The organism is Bradyrhizobium sp. CCBAU 45321 (assembly GCF_028128975.1).
GTDB classification, from domain to species: Bacteria; Pseudomonadota; Alphaproteobacteria; order Rhizobiales; family Xanthobacteraceae; genus Bradyrhizobium; species Bradyrhizobium yuanmingense.
On sequence record NZ_LFKZ01000113.1, the window covers coordinates 37,222 to 53,309 of the forward strand.

The 16,088-nt window shown below is 57.8% G+C and carries 13 protein-coding genes; 12 read left to right on the plus strand and 1 reads right to left on the minus strand.

All coding sequences use genetic code 11. The features are described 5' to 3' along the window. Positions 1-196 precede the first annotated feature (196 nt). A complete protein-coding gene (gene nodD1, locus ACM43_RS13775; RefSeq protein WP_271540664.1) occupies positions 197-1,141 on the minus strand; it encodes a transcriptional regulator NodD1 in 945 nt (314 codons plus the stop codon). An 832-nt stretch (positions 1,142-1,973) separates the two neighbouring features. Here nodD1 and ACM43_RS13780 point away from each other — a divergent pair. From ACM43_RS13780 to ACM43_RS13835, 12 genes are all read left to right on the plus strand, one after another. Next, positions 1,974-2,606 carry a NodA family N-acyltransferase gene (locus ACM43_RS13780; RefSeq protein WP_036030691.1) on the plus strand — a complete coding sequence of 211 codons (633 nt, stop codon included), beginning with the start codon at positions 1,974-1,976 and terminating at the stop codon, positions 2,604-2,606. Beyond that, positions 2,603-3,262 carry a chitooligosaccharide deacetylase NodB gene (gene nodB, locus ACM43_RS13785; RefSeq protein WP_271540667.1) on the plus strand — a complete coding sequence of 220 codons (660 nt, stop codon included), beginning with the start codon at positions 2,603-2,605 and terminating at the stop codon, positions 3,260-3,262. Before ACM43_RS13780 ends, nodB begins: the two co-directional genes overlap by 4 nt. 17 nt (positions 3,263-3,279) lie before the next feature. After that, positions 3,280-4,656, plus strand: a complete 1,377-nt coding sequence (gene nodC, locus ACM43_RS13790) for a chitooligosaccharide synthase NodC (protein ID WP_036030696.1) — start codon at positions 3,280-3,282, stop codon at positions 4,654-4,656. Positions 4,657-4,667: 11 nt separating this feature from the next. Continuing rightward, a complete protein-coding gene (gene nodS, locus ACM43_RS13795) occupies positions 4,668-5,297 on the plus strand; it encodes a nodulation methyltransferase NodS (protein ID WP_036030699.1) in 630 nt (209 codons plus the stop codon). A 13-nt stretch (positions 5,298-5,310) separates the two neighbouring features. Then, positions 5,311-7,020, plus strand: coding sequence for a nodulation protein NodU (nodU, locus tag ACM43_RS13800; RefSeq protein WP_036030702.1), 1,710 nt, complete (start codon positions 5,311-5,313; stop codon positions 7,018-7,020). Between the two features lies 1 nt (position 7,021). Further along, entirely contained in the window at positions 7,022-7,942 is a 921-nt protein-coding gene (gene nodI, locus ACM43_RS13805; protein ID WP_074448273.1) for a nodulation factor ABC transporter ATP-binding protein NodI, read from the plus strand. A gap of 3 nt (positions 7,943-7,945) precedes the next feature. Further along, complete coding sequence (locus ACM43_RS13810) at positions 7,946-8,734, plus strand: ABC transporter permease (RefSeq protein WP_036030707.1); 789 nt, start codon at positions 7,946-7,948, stop codon at positions 8,732-8,734. A 302-nt stretch (positions 8,735-9,036) separates the two neighbouring features. Then, complete coding sequence (locus tag ACM43_RS13815; RefSeq protein WP_271540672.1) at positions 9,037-9,594, plus strand: carbamoyltransferase N-terminal domain-containing protein; 558 nt, start codon at positions 9,037-9,039, stop codon at positions 9,592-9,594. Between the two features lie 145 nt (positions 9,595-9,739). Then, entirely contained in the window at positions 9,740-10,852 is a 1,113-nt protein-coding gene (locus tag ACM43_RS13820; protein ID WP_081493063.1) for a nodulation protein NodZ, read from the plus strand. Positions 10,853-11,573: 721 nt separating this feature from the next. Continuing rightward, positions 11,574-12,410 carry an SDR family NAD(P)-dependent oxidoreductase gene (locus ACM43_RS13825; protein ID WP_036030714.1) on the plus strand — a complete coding sequence of 279 codons (837 nt, stop codon included), beginning with the start codon at positions 11,574-11,576 and terminating at the stop codon, positions 12,408-12,410. A gap of 250 nt (positions 12,411-12,660) precedes the next feature. Further along, positions 12,661-14,409, plus strand: coding sequence for a nif-specific transcriptional activator NifA (gene nifA / locus ACM43_RS13830; protein WP_420886580.1), 1,749 nt, complete (start codon positions 12,661-12,663; stop codon positions 14,407-14,409). Between the two features lie 497 nt (positions 14,410-14,906). Then, entirely contained in the window at positions 14,907-15,770 is an 864-nt protein-coding gene (locus ACM43_RS13835) for an electron transfer flavoprotein subunit beta/FixA family protein (RefSeq protein WP_036030720.1), read from the plus strand. Positions 15,771-16,088: the final 318 nt, after the last annotated feature.

Below are 16,088 nucleotides of genomic sequence, written 5' to 3' on the forward strand. Positions count from 1 at the left end.
AGCCCTGAACGCGGCGCGAGCCCATCAAACAACACCTGGGAAGTCACCACGCTTAGAAAAGTCTTCGCAAACGGATCGCTGCATTGTGAGGTCGTGGCAGTGTCTCGCCAGGAGACGCGGAAGCGAGGAAGGGACCGAGCACGTCGAAGGGCCTGTAGCGTGCTTGGGATATTCGGAGTCGCAGCTTGCGGTAAGCCTAACAGCGCCTGCGAGTTGGAGGCTTTTGCTCACTAGATGCCATGTTGGATGCCTCCTCGAGCAATATCCGCCGCATCCAGATGCTCGCGGGATCGGTATTGTGGAACGAGGGCCACTGCACGGCCTCTGTGAATATGGGTAGGGGGAGAGGCGGTTCGATGATCCGCAGTGGCATCCGCTTTTCGAAGTGTCTGGCCAGTCGTAAGGGCATCGTGCCGATACGGCTCGTGTCTAACAATATGGGCGGAATCAGGCTAAAGCCCTGCACGACCACCTCAATTCGTCTCCTCAGACCGTGCTCAAGCAGAAACCATTCTTCCAGGTTCGGTCTCAGTGCCCGTCCGAACTTGGCAGTAACGTGCCCCATCGAGATGTATTTCTCGAACGTAAGCTGTCGGGATAGCTGTTTGTTCGCGCGGCATCCCACGCACACGAGGGTCTCGTCGAACAGCGTCGCCTTAGGGTGCGCACTCGACATGAACAGTTCCGGCAGAATGAGAAAGTCGACTTCGCCCCGACGGAGCAGCTCATCGGGTTCATCGGAAAATGGCAGCAATTCGAACCGCACGGCGGGAGCTTCTTGTGCCATGCGGTCCACAATTCTGCGGAAGAAAACGATCGTCATGAAATCTGAAAGAATGACCCTGAAGCGCCGACTAGACTGAGTCGGGTCGAACGCGTCGCGTGATATGATTGAGAGTTGGATGTGCAGCAGGGCCTCGCGAACCGGACCTGCAAGCGCCTCCGCGCCAGGTGTCGGGACAAGCTCTCGACCTCTCATAGTAAATAGTTCATCGCGGAAATAGGTGCGCAGCCGTGCGATCGCAGCGCTCATAGCGGGCTGGCTGAGGTTAATTTTGCGAGCCGCCGCTGTGAGATTGCGCTCCGTCATCACGGCATCGAGCGCAACGAGAAGATTTAGATCAAGTCCCTTGAACCGCATGTTGTGAGTCTATCCATCGTGTGGATGTGTTCTATCGAAACAATCGATTTTACCAAATTGCGGGATGTTGAATAGCAAACTGAAGTTTGAAAAAGTAACCAGGCACACCACAATGGTTTATGGTCGTTCAGGTGAGCTCAGAGGAAAGCTCCTGGACGTGCGAGCGCGCCGCCGAGTCCGTTTCATGGGCGTCTACAGGCGCGGCATGCGAGCCGTGTTGCGTCTCCGTGCGAAGTGCGCTCGTTTGGTCGGCAAGCGAGGTCCGATAAACCTTGGTATGGGGATGCCATCCGTTTCCATATTCGAGGTTTACCCGCGTACACTTGAGAGCGCATTCAGCATCATTCTAGTGTCAGGGAATAGCGGCAGGCGCAGATTGCGGATGCCAAGAATTCCAGGCGCCTTTCCAAATGGCTCGCCTGTCCAGTGCATTTGGGGCGTGTCGAAGATGTATGAAAGCCAGTTTGACTTGATGCCGATCCGAAGCGCCGTCCATGAGGGCCGCGCGTCGATGGCCTGCCCTCAGAGATCAAAGCGACGGACATCGATGCGACAGGAGGCGCAAAAGCTCTTTGGTGCAGACAGGTTCTGGCTAGTCGAATCGCATCGTGGGCATCTTCCGATATATGGCGCGCAAGGCATTGGCCGGATGAGGAGCGCGAACCGAGCGCTCGCTGCCTCGCGAGCATGGCGCCAGCGGCGCTGTGCAGGCGAGCGGTGCCGAGCCCCGACACAGCAAGTCCGCGCATCTCGGTATTGATCGGCGGTTCGGCGACTAACGAGTTCACGTGAACGTCTCGCTCTTAATTCCATTGGCGCAAGGAAGCTTGCCATGAACATTGCCGTGTCCCCGGCTGCGGAACGTTCTTCTACGCGCGCTCAAGTGCAGTGGAGCCTTCGTTGGGAGAACGAGCTGCGGCTCGCCGATCATGCCGAGCTCGCGGAGTTTTTCCGCAAGAGTTATGGACCGACGGGTGCGTTCAATGCGCAGCCTTTTGAGGGAAGCCGAAGTTGGGCCGGCGCAAGACCGGAGCTCCGTGCAATTGGTTACGACGCGCGCGGGGTAGCGGCCCACCTCGGGCTACTACGTCGCTTCATCAAAGTTAGTGAAGTCGATCTCCTCGTAGCAGAACTGGGGTTGTATGCGGTGCGTCCGGACCTCGAAGGGCTCGGAATAAGCCACGCAATGCGCGTGATGTATCCCGTACTGCAGGAGCTTGGCGTTCCATTCAGCTTTGGCACGGTTCGGTCGGCGCTTGAGAAACATATGACGCGACTGGTCGAAAGGCAGGGGCTCGCCACCCTGATGCATGGCATTCGCGTCCGCTCCACGCAGCCGGATGTCTATCCCAATTTATCGCCGACCCGCATCGAGGATGTGATCGTGGTGGTGTTTCCGCTGGGACGCTCAATAAGCGAATGGCCGGCCGGGACTTTCATCGATCGGAACGGGCCAGAGTTGTGACAGAGCGTTCCACCCCATCCACTGTCCGCTGCGACTACGCTGACGTGAGCGGAAGTCGAGCTGTCTATTTGACCTTTGACGACGGGCCGAACCCGTTTTGTACGCCAGAGGTGCTCGATGTGCTGGCGCAACATCGGGTTCCGGCGACATTCTTCGTCATCGGCACGTACGCGATCGAGCATCCTGACCTCATCCGACGAGTGATTGCGGAAGGGCATGAGGTTGCGAACCATACGATGACCCATCCTGATCTATCCAGATGCGGACCTGCGGAGCTACAGGATGAAGTGCTGACCGCGAGCGAGGCGATCCGTCTGGCGTGCCCGAAGGCCTCGCCCAGGCATATGCGAGCGCCTTACGGCATATGGACGCAACAGGTGCTCGGAATGACTGCGAGCGCTGGTCTCACGGCTCTGCACTGGTCGGTCGACCCGAGAGATTGGTCCCGCCCTGGGGTTGATACAATTGTGAATTCGGTGCTGGCGAACGTTCGCCCGGGCGCAATTGTGCTCCTGCACGACGGGTATCCACCCGATGAGGATAGACTGTGCACCGATACAACGCTGCGCGATCAGACCACGAAGGCGCTGGCATCTCTGATTCCGGCACTACAACGGCGCGGGTTTGTAATCCGTCCACTCCCTCAACTTCACTAAACAAGAACTGACACCCTATGGACCTGCTCGCGATAACCAGTGCTGCCGCTGTTTCGAGTTATGCGCTACTCTCGACTATCTATAAGAGTGTGCAAGCGCTTTATGCCCAGCCGACGATCAACTCACCGCTACAGGACAGCCTCGGACAAGCCGAGGTGGTCCTTCCTACTGTGGACGTCATCGTGCCGTGCTTCAACGAGAATCCAAACACGCTTGCCGAATGTCTGGAGTCGATTGCCAGTCAAGACTACACCGGAAAGATGCAGGTCTATGTGGTCGATGACGGGTCTGCAAACCGCGACGTAGTCGCGCCTGTACACCAGATATATGCCAACGATCCGAGATTCAATATCATCTTGTTGGCCAACAACGTCGGAAAGCGCAAGGCGCAGATCGCTGCAATACGCAGCTCATCCGGGGATCTGGTTCTCAACGTCGATTCCGACACGATTCTTGCTGCCGACGTCGTCACGAAGCTTGTATTGAAGATGCATGACCCGGAAATCGGTGCGGCGATGGGTCAACTCATAGCAAGTAATCGCGACCAGACCTGGCTGACCAGGCTGATCGATATGGAATATTGGCTCGCGTGCAACGAAGAGCGCGCGGCACAGGCGCGCTTCGGTGCCGTCATGTGTTGCTGCGGCCCATGTGCAATGTATCGGCGTTCCGCACTCACCTTGCTTCTTGATCAATACGAAGCGCAATTCTTTCGTGGGAAGCCGAGTGATTTCGGCGAGGACCGCCATCTAACGATACTCATGCTCAAGGCGGGGTTTCGAACCGAATACGTCCCAGACGCGATAGCAGCCACCGTCGTCCCGCACAGTCTTGGGCCATATCTGCGTCAGCAGCTCCGTTGGGCGCGCAGTACCTTTCGAGATACGTTTCTTGCATTGCGCCTGCTGCCAGAGCTCGATGGTTATTTGACCCTAGATGTTATCGGGCAAAATCTCGGCCCATTTCTCCTTGCCGTTTCAACACTTGCTGCGCTTGCACAGCTCGTGATTGGCGGCTCTATACCCTGGTGGACGGGACTGACGATTGCTGCAATGACTATGGTCCGGTGCAGTGTGGCAGCAATTCGTGCTCGCGATTTGCGGTTTATCGGCTTCTCGCTCCATACACCGATCAATATCTTTCTATTACTACCATTGAAGGCCTATGCGCTTTGTACATTGAGCAATAGCGATTGGCTATCGCGAAAAGTTACCAATGTGCCGGCGGAAGAGGAGAAACAGCGTGTGATCCTGCGCCACAATGCCGGACGAGGTGCGGTTAGTGTAGGGGTGGGGCCTACTGCCATTCATAAAGCGGGGGTATCGCACCGTCCATCGAGCCTGGCGGCCATGGAGAGTGTTTCCGGTCGCGAACGCTCGACTGCCTACAAATAAGTGGTCGTCTCATGAATCTGGACGCGAACCATCAGCTATTAGAGCGAGAGTTAGCTGTCGACGACCCATGGCGCCTTGACAGTAGTTCGTTCGAGCAGGAGCGATACGCGCAAATGCTCCGGATGTCGTTTGGCAACGGAGATGCTGCGTCTGCCCTCGAAGTAGGATGTGCAGCCGGTGCATTCACGGACATGCTGGCGCCGCTATGCGAGCGACTTACCGTGGTGGATGTCATGCCGCAGGCAATCGAGCGAGCGCGACTGCGAACCAGTAAGTGGTCACATATTACTTGGGTGACCTGCGACATTCAGCGGTTCTCGACCACTGAGCAGTTCGATTTGATTGTCGTGGCCGAGGTTCTTTACTACCTCAAAGACGTGAGCGAAATGCATGCGGCTATCCGCAACCTGGTGAGTATGCTTGCGCCAGGTGGCACTCTGATTTTCGGGTCTGCGCGTGATGAACTATGTCAACGCTGGGGGCATGCTGCTGGTGCCGAAACTGTGATCGCTCTCTTTAGCGAGAGCCTACCGGAGGTCGAGCGTCGGCACTGCTGCACCGGATCGGCAAACGAAGACTGCTTGATCGTCCGGTTTCGGAAGCCGGGCGCCTCGTCAGAACAATCGAACGTCGGTCAATAGGCCAGGAGGACGTATGCGCATCTGCGGAATAAAGCTGACACATGACGGAGCAATTGCTGTCGTCGAAGACGGTCGGCTTCTTTTTTGTGTTGAGCAAGAGAAGCGCGACAACAGTCCACGCTATCAGTCCGTCGACAATCTCGATGCAGTCGTGTGCGCCCTGGCGGAGCATGGCCTGGAGCCGCGGGATATCGATCAGTTCGTCATTGACGGCTGGGACGGGGAGAGTGAATCGCAGTTCCAGCTCCTAAGCGGAGCGGTGCAGGTCGCGCTAAAAGGCGCGCCATATGTCGAGCGTCATGCTGAGGGCCTCCTTGATCCGGTCGACGGCGTTGGCCTCCTCCTCGGAGGCAAGGAGTTTCCATATAAGAGCTACCCGCATGTCACGGGCCATGTCGCGTCAGCATATAGCACCAGTCCCTTTGCAGCCGCGGGAAAGCCCTCGTTCTGTCTGGTATGGGATGGCTGTATCTTTCCACGTCTTTACTATGTCGAACCGCGCGGGGCTCGGTTCATTGGATCGCTGTTTCCGATGATTGGCCACGCCTATGCTGCCGCGGGCCTTCACTTCGGGCCATACCGGCAGCCGAACCGCTCCAGTTGGGATCTGGGCATCGCCGGCAAGCTGATGGCTTACATCGCGCTTGGCTCCGTCGATGAAAGCATCGTGGAAGTGTTTCAGGAGCTTTATGAAACACGCTTGGCGGCCGACACGGAGCAGGCTCGACGCTACCGCGAAGACATCAACAATGCGGAATCGTCTCTTGCAGCTATGCACGCGTTCTTCGAGGCAAGCGCATTGCGCCTGGCCACCAAGCGAGCGGAGGACGTCCTCGCCTCGTTCCATGTGTTTCTGGAACGTCTTCTTGTTAAGGAAATCGCGCTGCTCCTGCTAAGATATTCGTCGCTTCCGGGAGCGCGAAATCTATGTGTCGCCGGAGGTTGCGGTCTCAATATCAAATGGAACAGCGCGCTTCGCGCGACAGGATTGTTCGATGATGTCTGGGTGCCGCCGTTTCCGAATGACAGCGGCTCGGCAATCGGCGCGGCGTGCGGCGCCATGGCAGCGCAGGATGGCTTCGGGCCATTGCAATGGTCAGTTTACAGTGGTCCTGCCCTCCAGGAGAGCGAGGTGCCGCCGGACTGGGACGCCGCACCTTGCAGTCTGAGTGAACTTGCGTCGATTCTTGCCGACAATAAGCCCGTCATCTTTCTTTCCGGGTGCGCCGAACTTGGGCCGCGGGCGTTGGGGGGTAGAAGCATTCTTGCAGCCCCAACATGCCCTTCAATGAAGGATCATCTCAACGACATTAAACGTCGCGAGCACTTCCGACCAGTGGCGCCGATCTGTCTCGAGGATCGGGCGCCGGAGATCTTCAGCCCGGGCACGCCAGATCCTTACATGCTGTTCGATCACCAGACTCGGGCGAATTGGCGCGACAAGGTCCCGGCGGTGGTCCACCTTGACGGCTCGGCGCGGCTGCAGACAATTTCCCGCAACTCTCCTCACGAAATTGCTGCGCTTCTCGTCGAATTTGAGCAACTCACGGGCATTCCGCTGCTCTGCAACACGAGCGCCAACCTCCACGGACGAGGATTCTTTCCGGACGCTGCGGCAGCTTGCCAATGGGGGCGTGTCGACCATGTTTGGTGCGAGGGCATGCTCTGGAGCAAAACGGTCGCCAAGAAGCCATCGTCCACGGAACGACTTCTGTCAGCCTAAGATGAATATGTCCACTGTGGCGATCGACCTTGCCGATGTAAAGAAGTCATTTGGCGACAAGCTTATCGTCAACGACCTGTCGTTCTCGGTTGCGCGCGGAGAGTGCTTCGGACTGCTTGGGCCGAATGGAGCTGGCAAGAGTACGATTGCGCGCATGCTCCTCGGCATGATTTCGCCCGACGGAGGCAAAATTACAGTCCTCGATGAGCCTGTGCCTTCCCGCGCTCGTGCGGCGCGTGTGCGCGTCGGGGTGGTGCCGCAGTTCGACAACCTTGAGCTCGAGTTCACAGTTCGAGAGAACCTGCTTGTGTTTGGCCGCTATTTCGGCATGAGCGCTCGCAGGATCGAGGCGGTTGCGCCCGCCCTGCTTGAGTTTGCGCGCCTTGAAAGCAAGGCGGACGTGCGTGTCTCCGAGTTGTCCGGTGGCATGAAGCGGCGGCTGACGCTGGCGCGTGCCCTGATTAACGATCCAGATCTACTCGTGATGGACGAGCCGACCACTGGGCTGGATCCGCATGCACGCCATCTGATTTGGGAACGTCTGCGGGCCCTGCTTGCGCGTGGCAAGACGATCCTATTGACCACTCACTTCATGGAAGAGGCCGAACGCCTGTGCGATCGGCTATGCGTGCTTGAGAGTGGATGCAAAATCGCCGAAGGCAAGCCAGACGCCTTGATCGACGAGCATATCGGGTGCAACGTGATCGAGATCTATGGTGGTGATCTCAATCAACTCCGGGAGCTGATCCGGCCTTATGCGCGGCATATCGAAGTGAGTGGAGAGACGCTTTTTTGTTACGCGCGATATCCGGAGCAAGTCCGCGTGCACCTGCGCGGGCAAGCGAACCTTCGCGTACTGCAGCGTCCCCCGAATCTCGAAGACGTGTTTTTGCGGTTGACCGGGCGCGAGATGGAGAAATGAGCAATGGATGATGGTTACGCGTCGTTGATGCCGGCTAACGCGTACAACTGGATCGCGGTATGGCGACGAAACTTCCTGGGATGGAGGAAAGTCGCGCTTGCATCGCTTCTCGGCAATCTCGCAGACCCCATAACCAATCTGTTGGGCCTTGGCTTTGGCCTCGGACTCATCGTGGGACGGGTTGAGGGGACTTCGTACATTGCCTTTTTGGCGGCCGGTATGGTCGCAATCAGCGCGATGACATCAGCGACCTTTGAAACCCTGTATGCGGCCTTTGCTAGGATGGGTGTCAAGCGCACCTGGGAGGGAATTCTGTTCACACAGCTCACGCTCGGCGATATCGTTCTAGGTGAGTTGGTGTGGGCCGCCAGTAAGTCCGTTCTAGCCGGGACAGCAATCGGGATTGTCGCTGCCGCGCTGGGTTATGCATCCTGGACGTCCATTCTTTGTGCGATACCAACAGTCGCCCTTACGGGCCTTGTCTTCGCCAGCCTGGCAATGGTCGTCATATCTCTTGCGCCAACTTACGATTACTTCGTGTTTTACCAGTCGCTCGTCCTTACGCCTATGGTGTTTCTTTGTGGCGCGGTCTTTCCGACGAGCCAACTGCCCGACTCATTTCAGCATTTTGCCGGCTTGTTGCCGCTCGCACATTCGGTCGACCTTATTCGTCCAACGATGCTTGAGCGCGGCGCCGACAGTGCTGCCCTGCACGTAGGTGCGCTCTGTGTTTACGCGGTCTTGCCATTTTTCGCGTCGACAGCACTATTTCGGCGGCGCCTGCTGCGTTGACGTGAGTTGAGCGAAAGGAAGAAAGTCAATCGATGAAGTGTCATCAGCCCTTCCGCGGTAGCTCGCGAGTGACCTGGTCTGTTACAGCGGCTTCTGCAACGGCCTTAAGAGGCCGCGATCGAGCCAGCTCTATGGCCGCCTGTTCGGTCCATCTGCATCGGACGCCAGCACCCTATTTCTGAGCGCCTGTCGCTAGTCGCCGAGACAGACCTTGCAAACTCGTGTTGTGCTGTCTGGCCCGCGCACCGGCGGAGCGTGACTGTACAGGTTAGTTCGGTGGGACGGCAGTTGGCCTTCCCGTCATGACGATGGAGAACGGGATGTTGTGCCCGGGACTGAGTGGTGACCTTGACAGAATCCATGAAAGCTCTCCGGAGCTGCCGAATGCATTTGTTCACGATGGCGCTGCGGTTCTTGTGCAGGATGGCCGCGCAATTGCTGCTCTCGAAGAGGAGCGTCTCAACTGTGTCAAGCACTCCAACAAGTCTCCCAGCAACTCGATCCGATACTGCCTGTCTACCGCAGGAGTCGAGCTCGGGGAGATCGACCGCATCGCGTTCTACGCGACTGAAGCCTGTTGCAAAACCATGCTCGAGCGTCCTGTTGTTTCTCGGCCCGTTACGTTGGACGCCAAACTGTTGCGGCGCAGCTGCTGGCACGGGAGTGTGGGGCAGAGATCGATCCGTCTCCGACTTTCCTTCGTGAATCACCACGAAGCGCATGCCGTGAGCGCGTTTGCCATGTCCGGGTTCGAGCAAAGTCTCGTCCTTGCGATCAACGGCGGCGGCGAGTGTCTCTCAGGCTTATTGGCGGTAGGATCTGACACGGGAGTTGCGCAACTTGATAGCCGTAAGTCATGAGCATGGCCACGCTCCTATGCCTGCATGTGAGGGGACCAGTCCATCCGACGCACAGGGAGCATTGGGCATCGGACTTCGGGCAGGTCGATGCAACACCGCTGACAGAAAGTGTTGAGAGAACGCGGCCATCACGGGTAGCCCTGCTATGAAGTTCTACCGACGCAGCTCGCCGGCACCGCGATTTCAGACCGTGACGCCGGGCGAGAAGAGACGGGAGATGTCTGTATCGATGTCTTTTGTCCAACCAGGAGCGCGCGAAAAGGCAATCGAGATGGTTAGCGGTGCGATGAATGATCGGTTCGTAGTGTCCCGGCGACGTACGGGTTTTGGCGACTGTCTGTGGTCCCTGGCGGCAGCTTGGCGTTTTGCAAAGCAGACAGGGCGCATGCTAGCCATCGATTGGCGGGGGTCTTGCTATCTTGATGAACCATTCACCAATGCCTTTCCGGTCTTCTTCGAACCGGTCGAAGACATTGCCGGCGTGCCGGTGATTTGCGACGACGACATCAACAAACGTTCGTTTCCGGGACCATTCTTTCCGGCATGGTGGAACAAGCCATCTATCGATTGCGTCTACCGCCCGGACGAGCAGATCTTCCGGGAACGCGACCAACTCGATCAATTGTTCCAAAGTCAGAGAGATAGTGACGCTAACACGGTTGTGTGTGATGCCTGCCTGATGTGGCGCTGCGATCAGGAGGCGGAGCGAGAGATCTTTCGGAGTATCAAGCCGCGAGCGGCAATTCAGGCTCGGATTGATGCCATCTACCGCAAGCACTTTGAGCCGTACAGCGTGATCGGCATTCATGTCAGGCATGGCAACGGTGAGGACATTATGGGGCATGCTCCCTACTGGGCGGACGCGGAGCGCGCGTTTCGACAGATCTGTAATGCCATTGACAAGGCGAGGGCGTTAGCACATGCGAAGCCTGTGAGGGCATTCCTGTGCACGGACAGCGCGCTCATCCTTGAGCAGGTTTCGGCAATATTCCCCGATGTTTTTGCGATTCCAAAACAGTTCCAGGCGCCTCACGCCGGCCCGTTGCACAACGCCGCCCTCGGAGCCGAAGGTGGCTTTTCTGCCCTCACTGAGATGTATCTCCTTGCGCGCTGCGACACGGTGATCCGTTTTCCCCCAACGAGCGCCTTCACGCGCTATGCGCGTCTCTTTGCTCCACGCGTTATAGAATTCGAGTTGAACGATCCGAGCAGGTTGATCTTGGTCGAAGACAACTCGCAACAGCTCGTGGCTTCATGAAAGTTGTAGCCCGCTTGATCGACCTGATTGTCGCTCTTTGCATCCAAGAGTACTGCCAGTTCTTGTACAGGCGACAATCGTCTGCCCAACGTGATGCTGTTGGCGAGAACTTGCAGCGAAGAGCAGAACGAAGCGACGCGGGGGTGCCTTCGCTTGAGCCGTGACGTCGATAACAACCGCCCTAAAGTGCTGCGCAGCGTTAAGCAGACGGAGCACGTCGTCGTCCTTCGGTCAGCTAAAAATCGGAGCTGATCAGTGCTCGAGCGTGGATGAACATATCAGTTCGCCAGCTCGTGCCTGGAGCGAACCCGTCCAGCGATATCCCCAACTCTGCCCAGGGGGTGCGACAAACGGAATCGACGATTGACGAATCTGACGTGCGAGGCTGGTACGTCAGTTTTGGAGTTAGCGCGGCAAAATGTCCGTGGTCGCTCTCGAGCGGTCGTTGGTTTCGGCGAGGCGCCGACAAGCCGCAGCTCATTCGGTTGCGCGATCAAGAAAGCGAGCGCGGCCCGTCCCCTGTGATGAAGCAGGCGAGTGTGCTAGAGAGCTTACGTAGCTGATTTGCCATCGTTGTCACAAAGCACACCCACGGCTGTCTGAAATCGGCCAAGTGTTCGGCGTGCGCGACGTTAGGACGCAAAGCGGAGGTGATTTACCTGCACCGCGGTGGCGCAAATCCTGCTAATCGTCCGCTGGCTTAACAGTAGAGGAGGCGGCCTTGGGTCTCGATTTGCCGAATGACAATCTGATTAGAGAGCCACTGGCCGAAACACATTTGGGTTGCCTCGTTTACGCCGATAAAGCGCGTGATGATCGTAGAGAACAAAAGACGATGTTGCTCACGGGGGCATCGCGCGGAATTGGTCATGCCACTGCCAAGCTGTTCTCGGAGGCGGGCTGGCGTGTCATTTCTTGCGCGCGCCAACCTTTCGACAGCGAGCGCTGCTCCTGGGAGGCAGGGAATGACGATCATTTCCAGATCGACCTCAGCAATCATCGAATGCTGCCGCGTGCGATCACCGAGGTCAAGAAGCGCTTGGCTGGTGCGCCCTTGCACGCGCTGGTGAATAATGCCGGGGTCTCGCCGAAAACGCCCACTGGCGATCGGATGACGTCGTTGACCACGTCAACCGAGACCTGGATGGGGGTGTTTCATCTTAATCTGGTAGCTCCGATCCTGCTGGCGCAGGGTCTGTTTGACGAGCTAAGAGCCGCGTCAGGATCAATCGTAAATGTGACTTCAATAGCAGGCTCACGGGTGCACCCATTCGCCGGTAGCGCCTATGCGACCTCGAAAGCGGCGCTTGCGAGCCTCACCCGCGAGCTGGCCTATGATTATGCGCCGCATGGCATTCGTGTGAATGCGATCGCGCCCGGCGAAATCAAGACCGACATGCTATCGCCAGACACGGAAGCCCGTCTCGTGCCAGGTATCCCGCTGCGCAGAGTGGGGACCCCGGATGAAGTGGCCAAGGTCATCTTCTTCCTGTGCTCGGATGCGGCGAGTTATGTCACGGGAGCCGAGGTGCCGATCAATGGCGGGCAGCATTTGTAAAGCCGCCGCTCTGGCGACGCAGCTGACGTGTCCTGCAGCGGCACGTATGTTCTCCACTGACGACGCGCACGATCCGCAAAAAGTGAAACGAGGGCACATTGCAAGTGTGGTGTCGTGCCATAATAAGGTGTCACGGTTCTATGTCATCTCCTCAACACGTGGGGCTAGATCAGAGAGTGACATGCAAAACGAAGCTCGCCAATCCCAACATGGCTCCACGGAGGATAATCAAGACAACGGAGACAGGCTCATGCTGCACATCCCATCCTCGGGCGAACGACCTGCCTCGCAACCGGAGCCGGAGCGTGATCCCTCGGGGCAGCCGTCGTATGAGAGCGCGCTGGCCGGCATCTTCGAAATATCGAAAATAGTCAGCGCCCCTGGTCGGCTCGAAGTCACGTTGGCCAAGGTCCTTGGCCTGCTGCAATCGTTTGTGCAGATGCGACACGGCATCGTCTCGCTATTCCACGATGACGGTATCCCGGAAATTACCGTTGGCGCCGGCTGGAGCGAAGGCAGTGACGAACGTTACCGCACGTGCCTGCCGCAGAAAGCAATTGCCCAGATCGTAGCGACAGACGGGCCTCTTATTGTCGAGAGCGTAGCCGGCGAGCCAGCCTTCAGCGCTGCCGACCGGGAGTTTCTCGGCGCCTCCGACAGCGTGCGCGTATCGTTTATTGGGGTTCCTATTCGTATTGAGGCGAGGGTGGTTGGTACGCTGACGGCAGACCGCATCCAGGACGATAGTTCCAGTCTTCGGCTCGAGTACGATGCGCGACTGCTGGCTATGGTCGCCAACTTGGTGGGACAAACAGTCAAGCTACATCGCTTGTTGGCCTGCGATCGCGAACGATTGTTAGTGGACAAAGACCAGCCACAGAAGATTGTTGAGCTTGAGGTGGCCGCTCGCGAGCGCAAGAAGCTTCACGCCCACGGGATCATTGGCGACAGCGCCGCGCTAAGCGCTCTGCTCGAGAAGATTGCGGTTGTAGCCAAATCGAACAGCACGGTTCTGCTGCGGGGCGAATCCGGCACCGGCAAGGAGCTCGTAGCCAAGGCCATTCACGAGTCCTCGTCCCGCGCTAAACGACCGTTCGTTAAACTGAATTGCGCGGCGCTGCCAGAGACGGTCCTGGAATCGGAATTGTTTGGCCATGAGAAAGGTGCCTTTACCGGTGCGGTCAGCTCGCGCAAGGGGCGCTTCGAGCTTGCTGACAAAGGGACGCTATTTCTGGATGAGATCGGAGAGATCTCAGCTCCGTTCCAGGCGAAATTGCTGCGAGTTCTGCAAGAGCAGGAGTTCGAGCGCGTCGGTAGCAATCACACGATTAAGGTCGATGTTCGAGTCATAGCTGCGACCAACAAGAACCTTGAAGAGGCTGTGGCAAGGAGCGAGTTCCGCGCGGACCTCTACTATCGTATTAGCGTAGTTCCCTTGTTGTTGCCGCCGCTGCGCGAAAGACGCACTGATATTCCGCTGCTAGCCCGAGAGTTCCTCAGAAAGTTCAACAGCGAGAACGGCCGTACGCTCACCCTGGAGGCGAGTGCGATCGAGGTACTGATGAACTGCGGGTTTCCGGGAAATATTCGCGAACTCGAAAATTGCATCGAGCGAACAGCGACGCTGTGTACCGGGCCGTCGATTGTGAGAAGTGACTTTGCATGCTGCCAAGGCCAGTGCCTTTCCATGATGCTCTGGAAAAGCACATCGAATGACAAGACCGACGTGGCAGTACCCATGCAGCCGATGCCTGCAAAGTCCATCATTCCGCTAGCTCAAACGACATTGCCACCGCAGTCTGTCTGCGGACCGGCCCCACCGGCACCTGCCGGCACAGTTCTCGTTGGTGGTGCAAGCATGACCGATCGCGAGCGTGTCATTGCGGCCATGGAAAAATCTGGCTGGGTGCAGGCCAAGGCAGCGCGCCTACTCGGACTAACCCCGCGCCAAATCGGCTATGCGCTGCGAAAATACGGAGTTGAGATAAAGCGGTTCTGAACAACCACATCCGCCGGAACTTCTGCTGCCAAACAGATCGTGTCCGAAGAGGCAATCTACGCAGTCTGCAGGGAATGGGCCGGCCTGCGGCGACGACGTGGGCGCGCGCGCAACATGGATTTGTGCGCCATGAGTTGGAGCCTCACCTGCGGGCCATACAATGGCGAACCATCGGTAGCTCGAACATGTAACAAGCTATCATCCCTATTTTGCGGACGAGTGAGCGGCAATGCTTAACCGTCGATCGGCCCGATGCCCGCAGGTGGTTCGCGGCAGTTATCCTGCGAGCATTCCTTGCGTCTCTCGGCTGGCGTGACGAGCGGAACCGCCTTGTCGGTGCCCTGACTTGTGTCGGCATTCGTTCGTCAGGAAGAGCGGGCTGGAGCGACTTATAGCCCGGTTTAAGCCTTTGTGACAGCGAGCCGATTCCAGAACGGCAGCGATGGTACAACACTTGCTCTTCTCTTCGTAGCTATCGCAACTGTTGGAGCAACATCGTGCACAATGTCGTCTGCATCAAACAGGTACCGGACTCGGCGCAAATCCGTGTTCACCCCGTGACCAATACAATCATGCGCCAGGGAGTGCCGACCATCATCAACCCATATGACCTCTTCGCGCTCGAGGCCGCGCTGGAGCTGCGCGATCGGTTCGGCGGCGAAATTACCGTGCTTACCATGGGACCGCCATCGGCAGATGAGTCCTTGCGAAGGGCGCTGGCTTATGGTGCCGATCGCGCCGTCCTACTCACCGATCGCTGCTTTGCGGGCTCCGACACACTGGCCACAACGTACGCACTTGCAACCGCCATCCGAAAAATCGGTAAGGACTATGGCCCGACGAATCTCATTTTCACGGGAAAGCAGACCATCGATGGCGATACTGCGCAGGTTGGGCCCGGCATCGCAAAGCGAATGGGCGTAGGGCAGCTGACTTACGTTGCGAAGATCAGATCCTTGGACCTCGCCGCTCAAACGATTGAAGTGGAACGACGCTGCGAAGGTGGTGTGCAGGTGTTGCAAACCAAATTGCCGTGCCTCATCACCATGCTTGAGGCGACGAATCAGATCCGGCGCGGCGCGATGGCGGATGCCTTGCGTGCCGCGCGCGCCCAAATCGTGAAATGGAGCGCGCACGAAGCCGGTGTCGAAGACACCTCCAACTGCGGCCTCAAAGGCTCACCAACGGTCGTTAAGCGTGTGTTCGCTCCCTCTGCGCGGGCCGAGAAGGCGTCGCTGGTTGAGGCCGCTGAGCAACCGGCGCAGGCGTTGATAGACGCAATTTTCTCGCTTCAACCGAAGCTCGAAACCGATCTTGCGGCACTTGCTCGTGAGGCTCGATCTGGAGAGTCCAGGCCATGATGGTAGATACGCCCAGGAATGTATCAACGCCGCACCCGTGTCGAAGAGCGCGCAACATGTAGGACGCATCTCGGCCAGCTACCAATAGGGTCTGCCTATAGCATCCGTCGATCTCGCGAGCAGCTGGGTCCGCATGTTCCGTAGACCAAGTTATGGCTACGATCGATGCCGGAGTCGCGCGGAATTGTCGGGGCAAAGGTCAAAGGGGCCTGCGCATGTTCCAGGGTCACCGTTCGGTCGTGTTCGAGGGCGTGGAAGGCCATTGCTTCTCACGTAACGGTCACGAGCGAAGACTGAATAATCAGCGACCCGGGTCAC

Bases quoted from the DNA above. Each gene is read 5' to 3' on its own strand.
- ACM43_RS13820 (WP_081493063.1), top strand. From the start codon at position 9,740: ATGAAGTTCTACCGACGCAGCTCGCCGGCACCGCGATTTCAGACCGTG.
- nifA (WP_420886580.1), top strand. From the start codon at position 12,661: ATGCTGCACATCCCATCCTCGGGCGAACGACCTGCCTCGCAACCGGAG.
- ACM43_RS13780 (WP_036030691.1), top strand. From the start codon at position 1,974: ATGAACATTGCCGTGTCCCCGGCTGCGGAACGTTCTTCTACGCGCGCT.
- ACM43_RS13815 (WP_271540672.1), top strand. From the start codon at position 9,037: ATGACGATGGAGAACGGGATGTTGTGCCCGGGACTGAGTGGTGACCTT.
- nodI (WP_074448273.1), top strand. From the start codon at position 7,022: ATGAATATGTCCACTGTGGCGATCGACCTTGCCGATGTAAAGAAGTCA.
- nodS (WP_036030699.1), top strand. From the start codon at position 4,668: ATGAATCTGGACGCGAACCATCAGCTATTAGAGCGAGAGTTAGCTGTC.
- nodU (WP_036030702.1), top strand. From the start codon at position 5,311: ATGCGCATCTGCGGAATAAAGCTGACACATGACGGAGCAATTGCTGTC.
- ACM43_RS13810 (WP_036030707.1), top strand. From the start codon at position 7,946: ATGGATGATGGTTACGCGTCGTTGATGCCGGCTAACGCGTACAACTGG.
- nodD1 (WP_271540664.1), bottom strand. From the start codon at position 1,141: ATGCGGTTCAAGGGACTTGATCTAAATCTTCTCGTTGCGCTCGATGCC.
- nodC (WP_036030696.1), top strand. From the start codon at position 3,280: ATGGACCTGCTCGCGATAACCAGTGCTGCCGCTGTTTCGAGTTATGCG.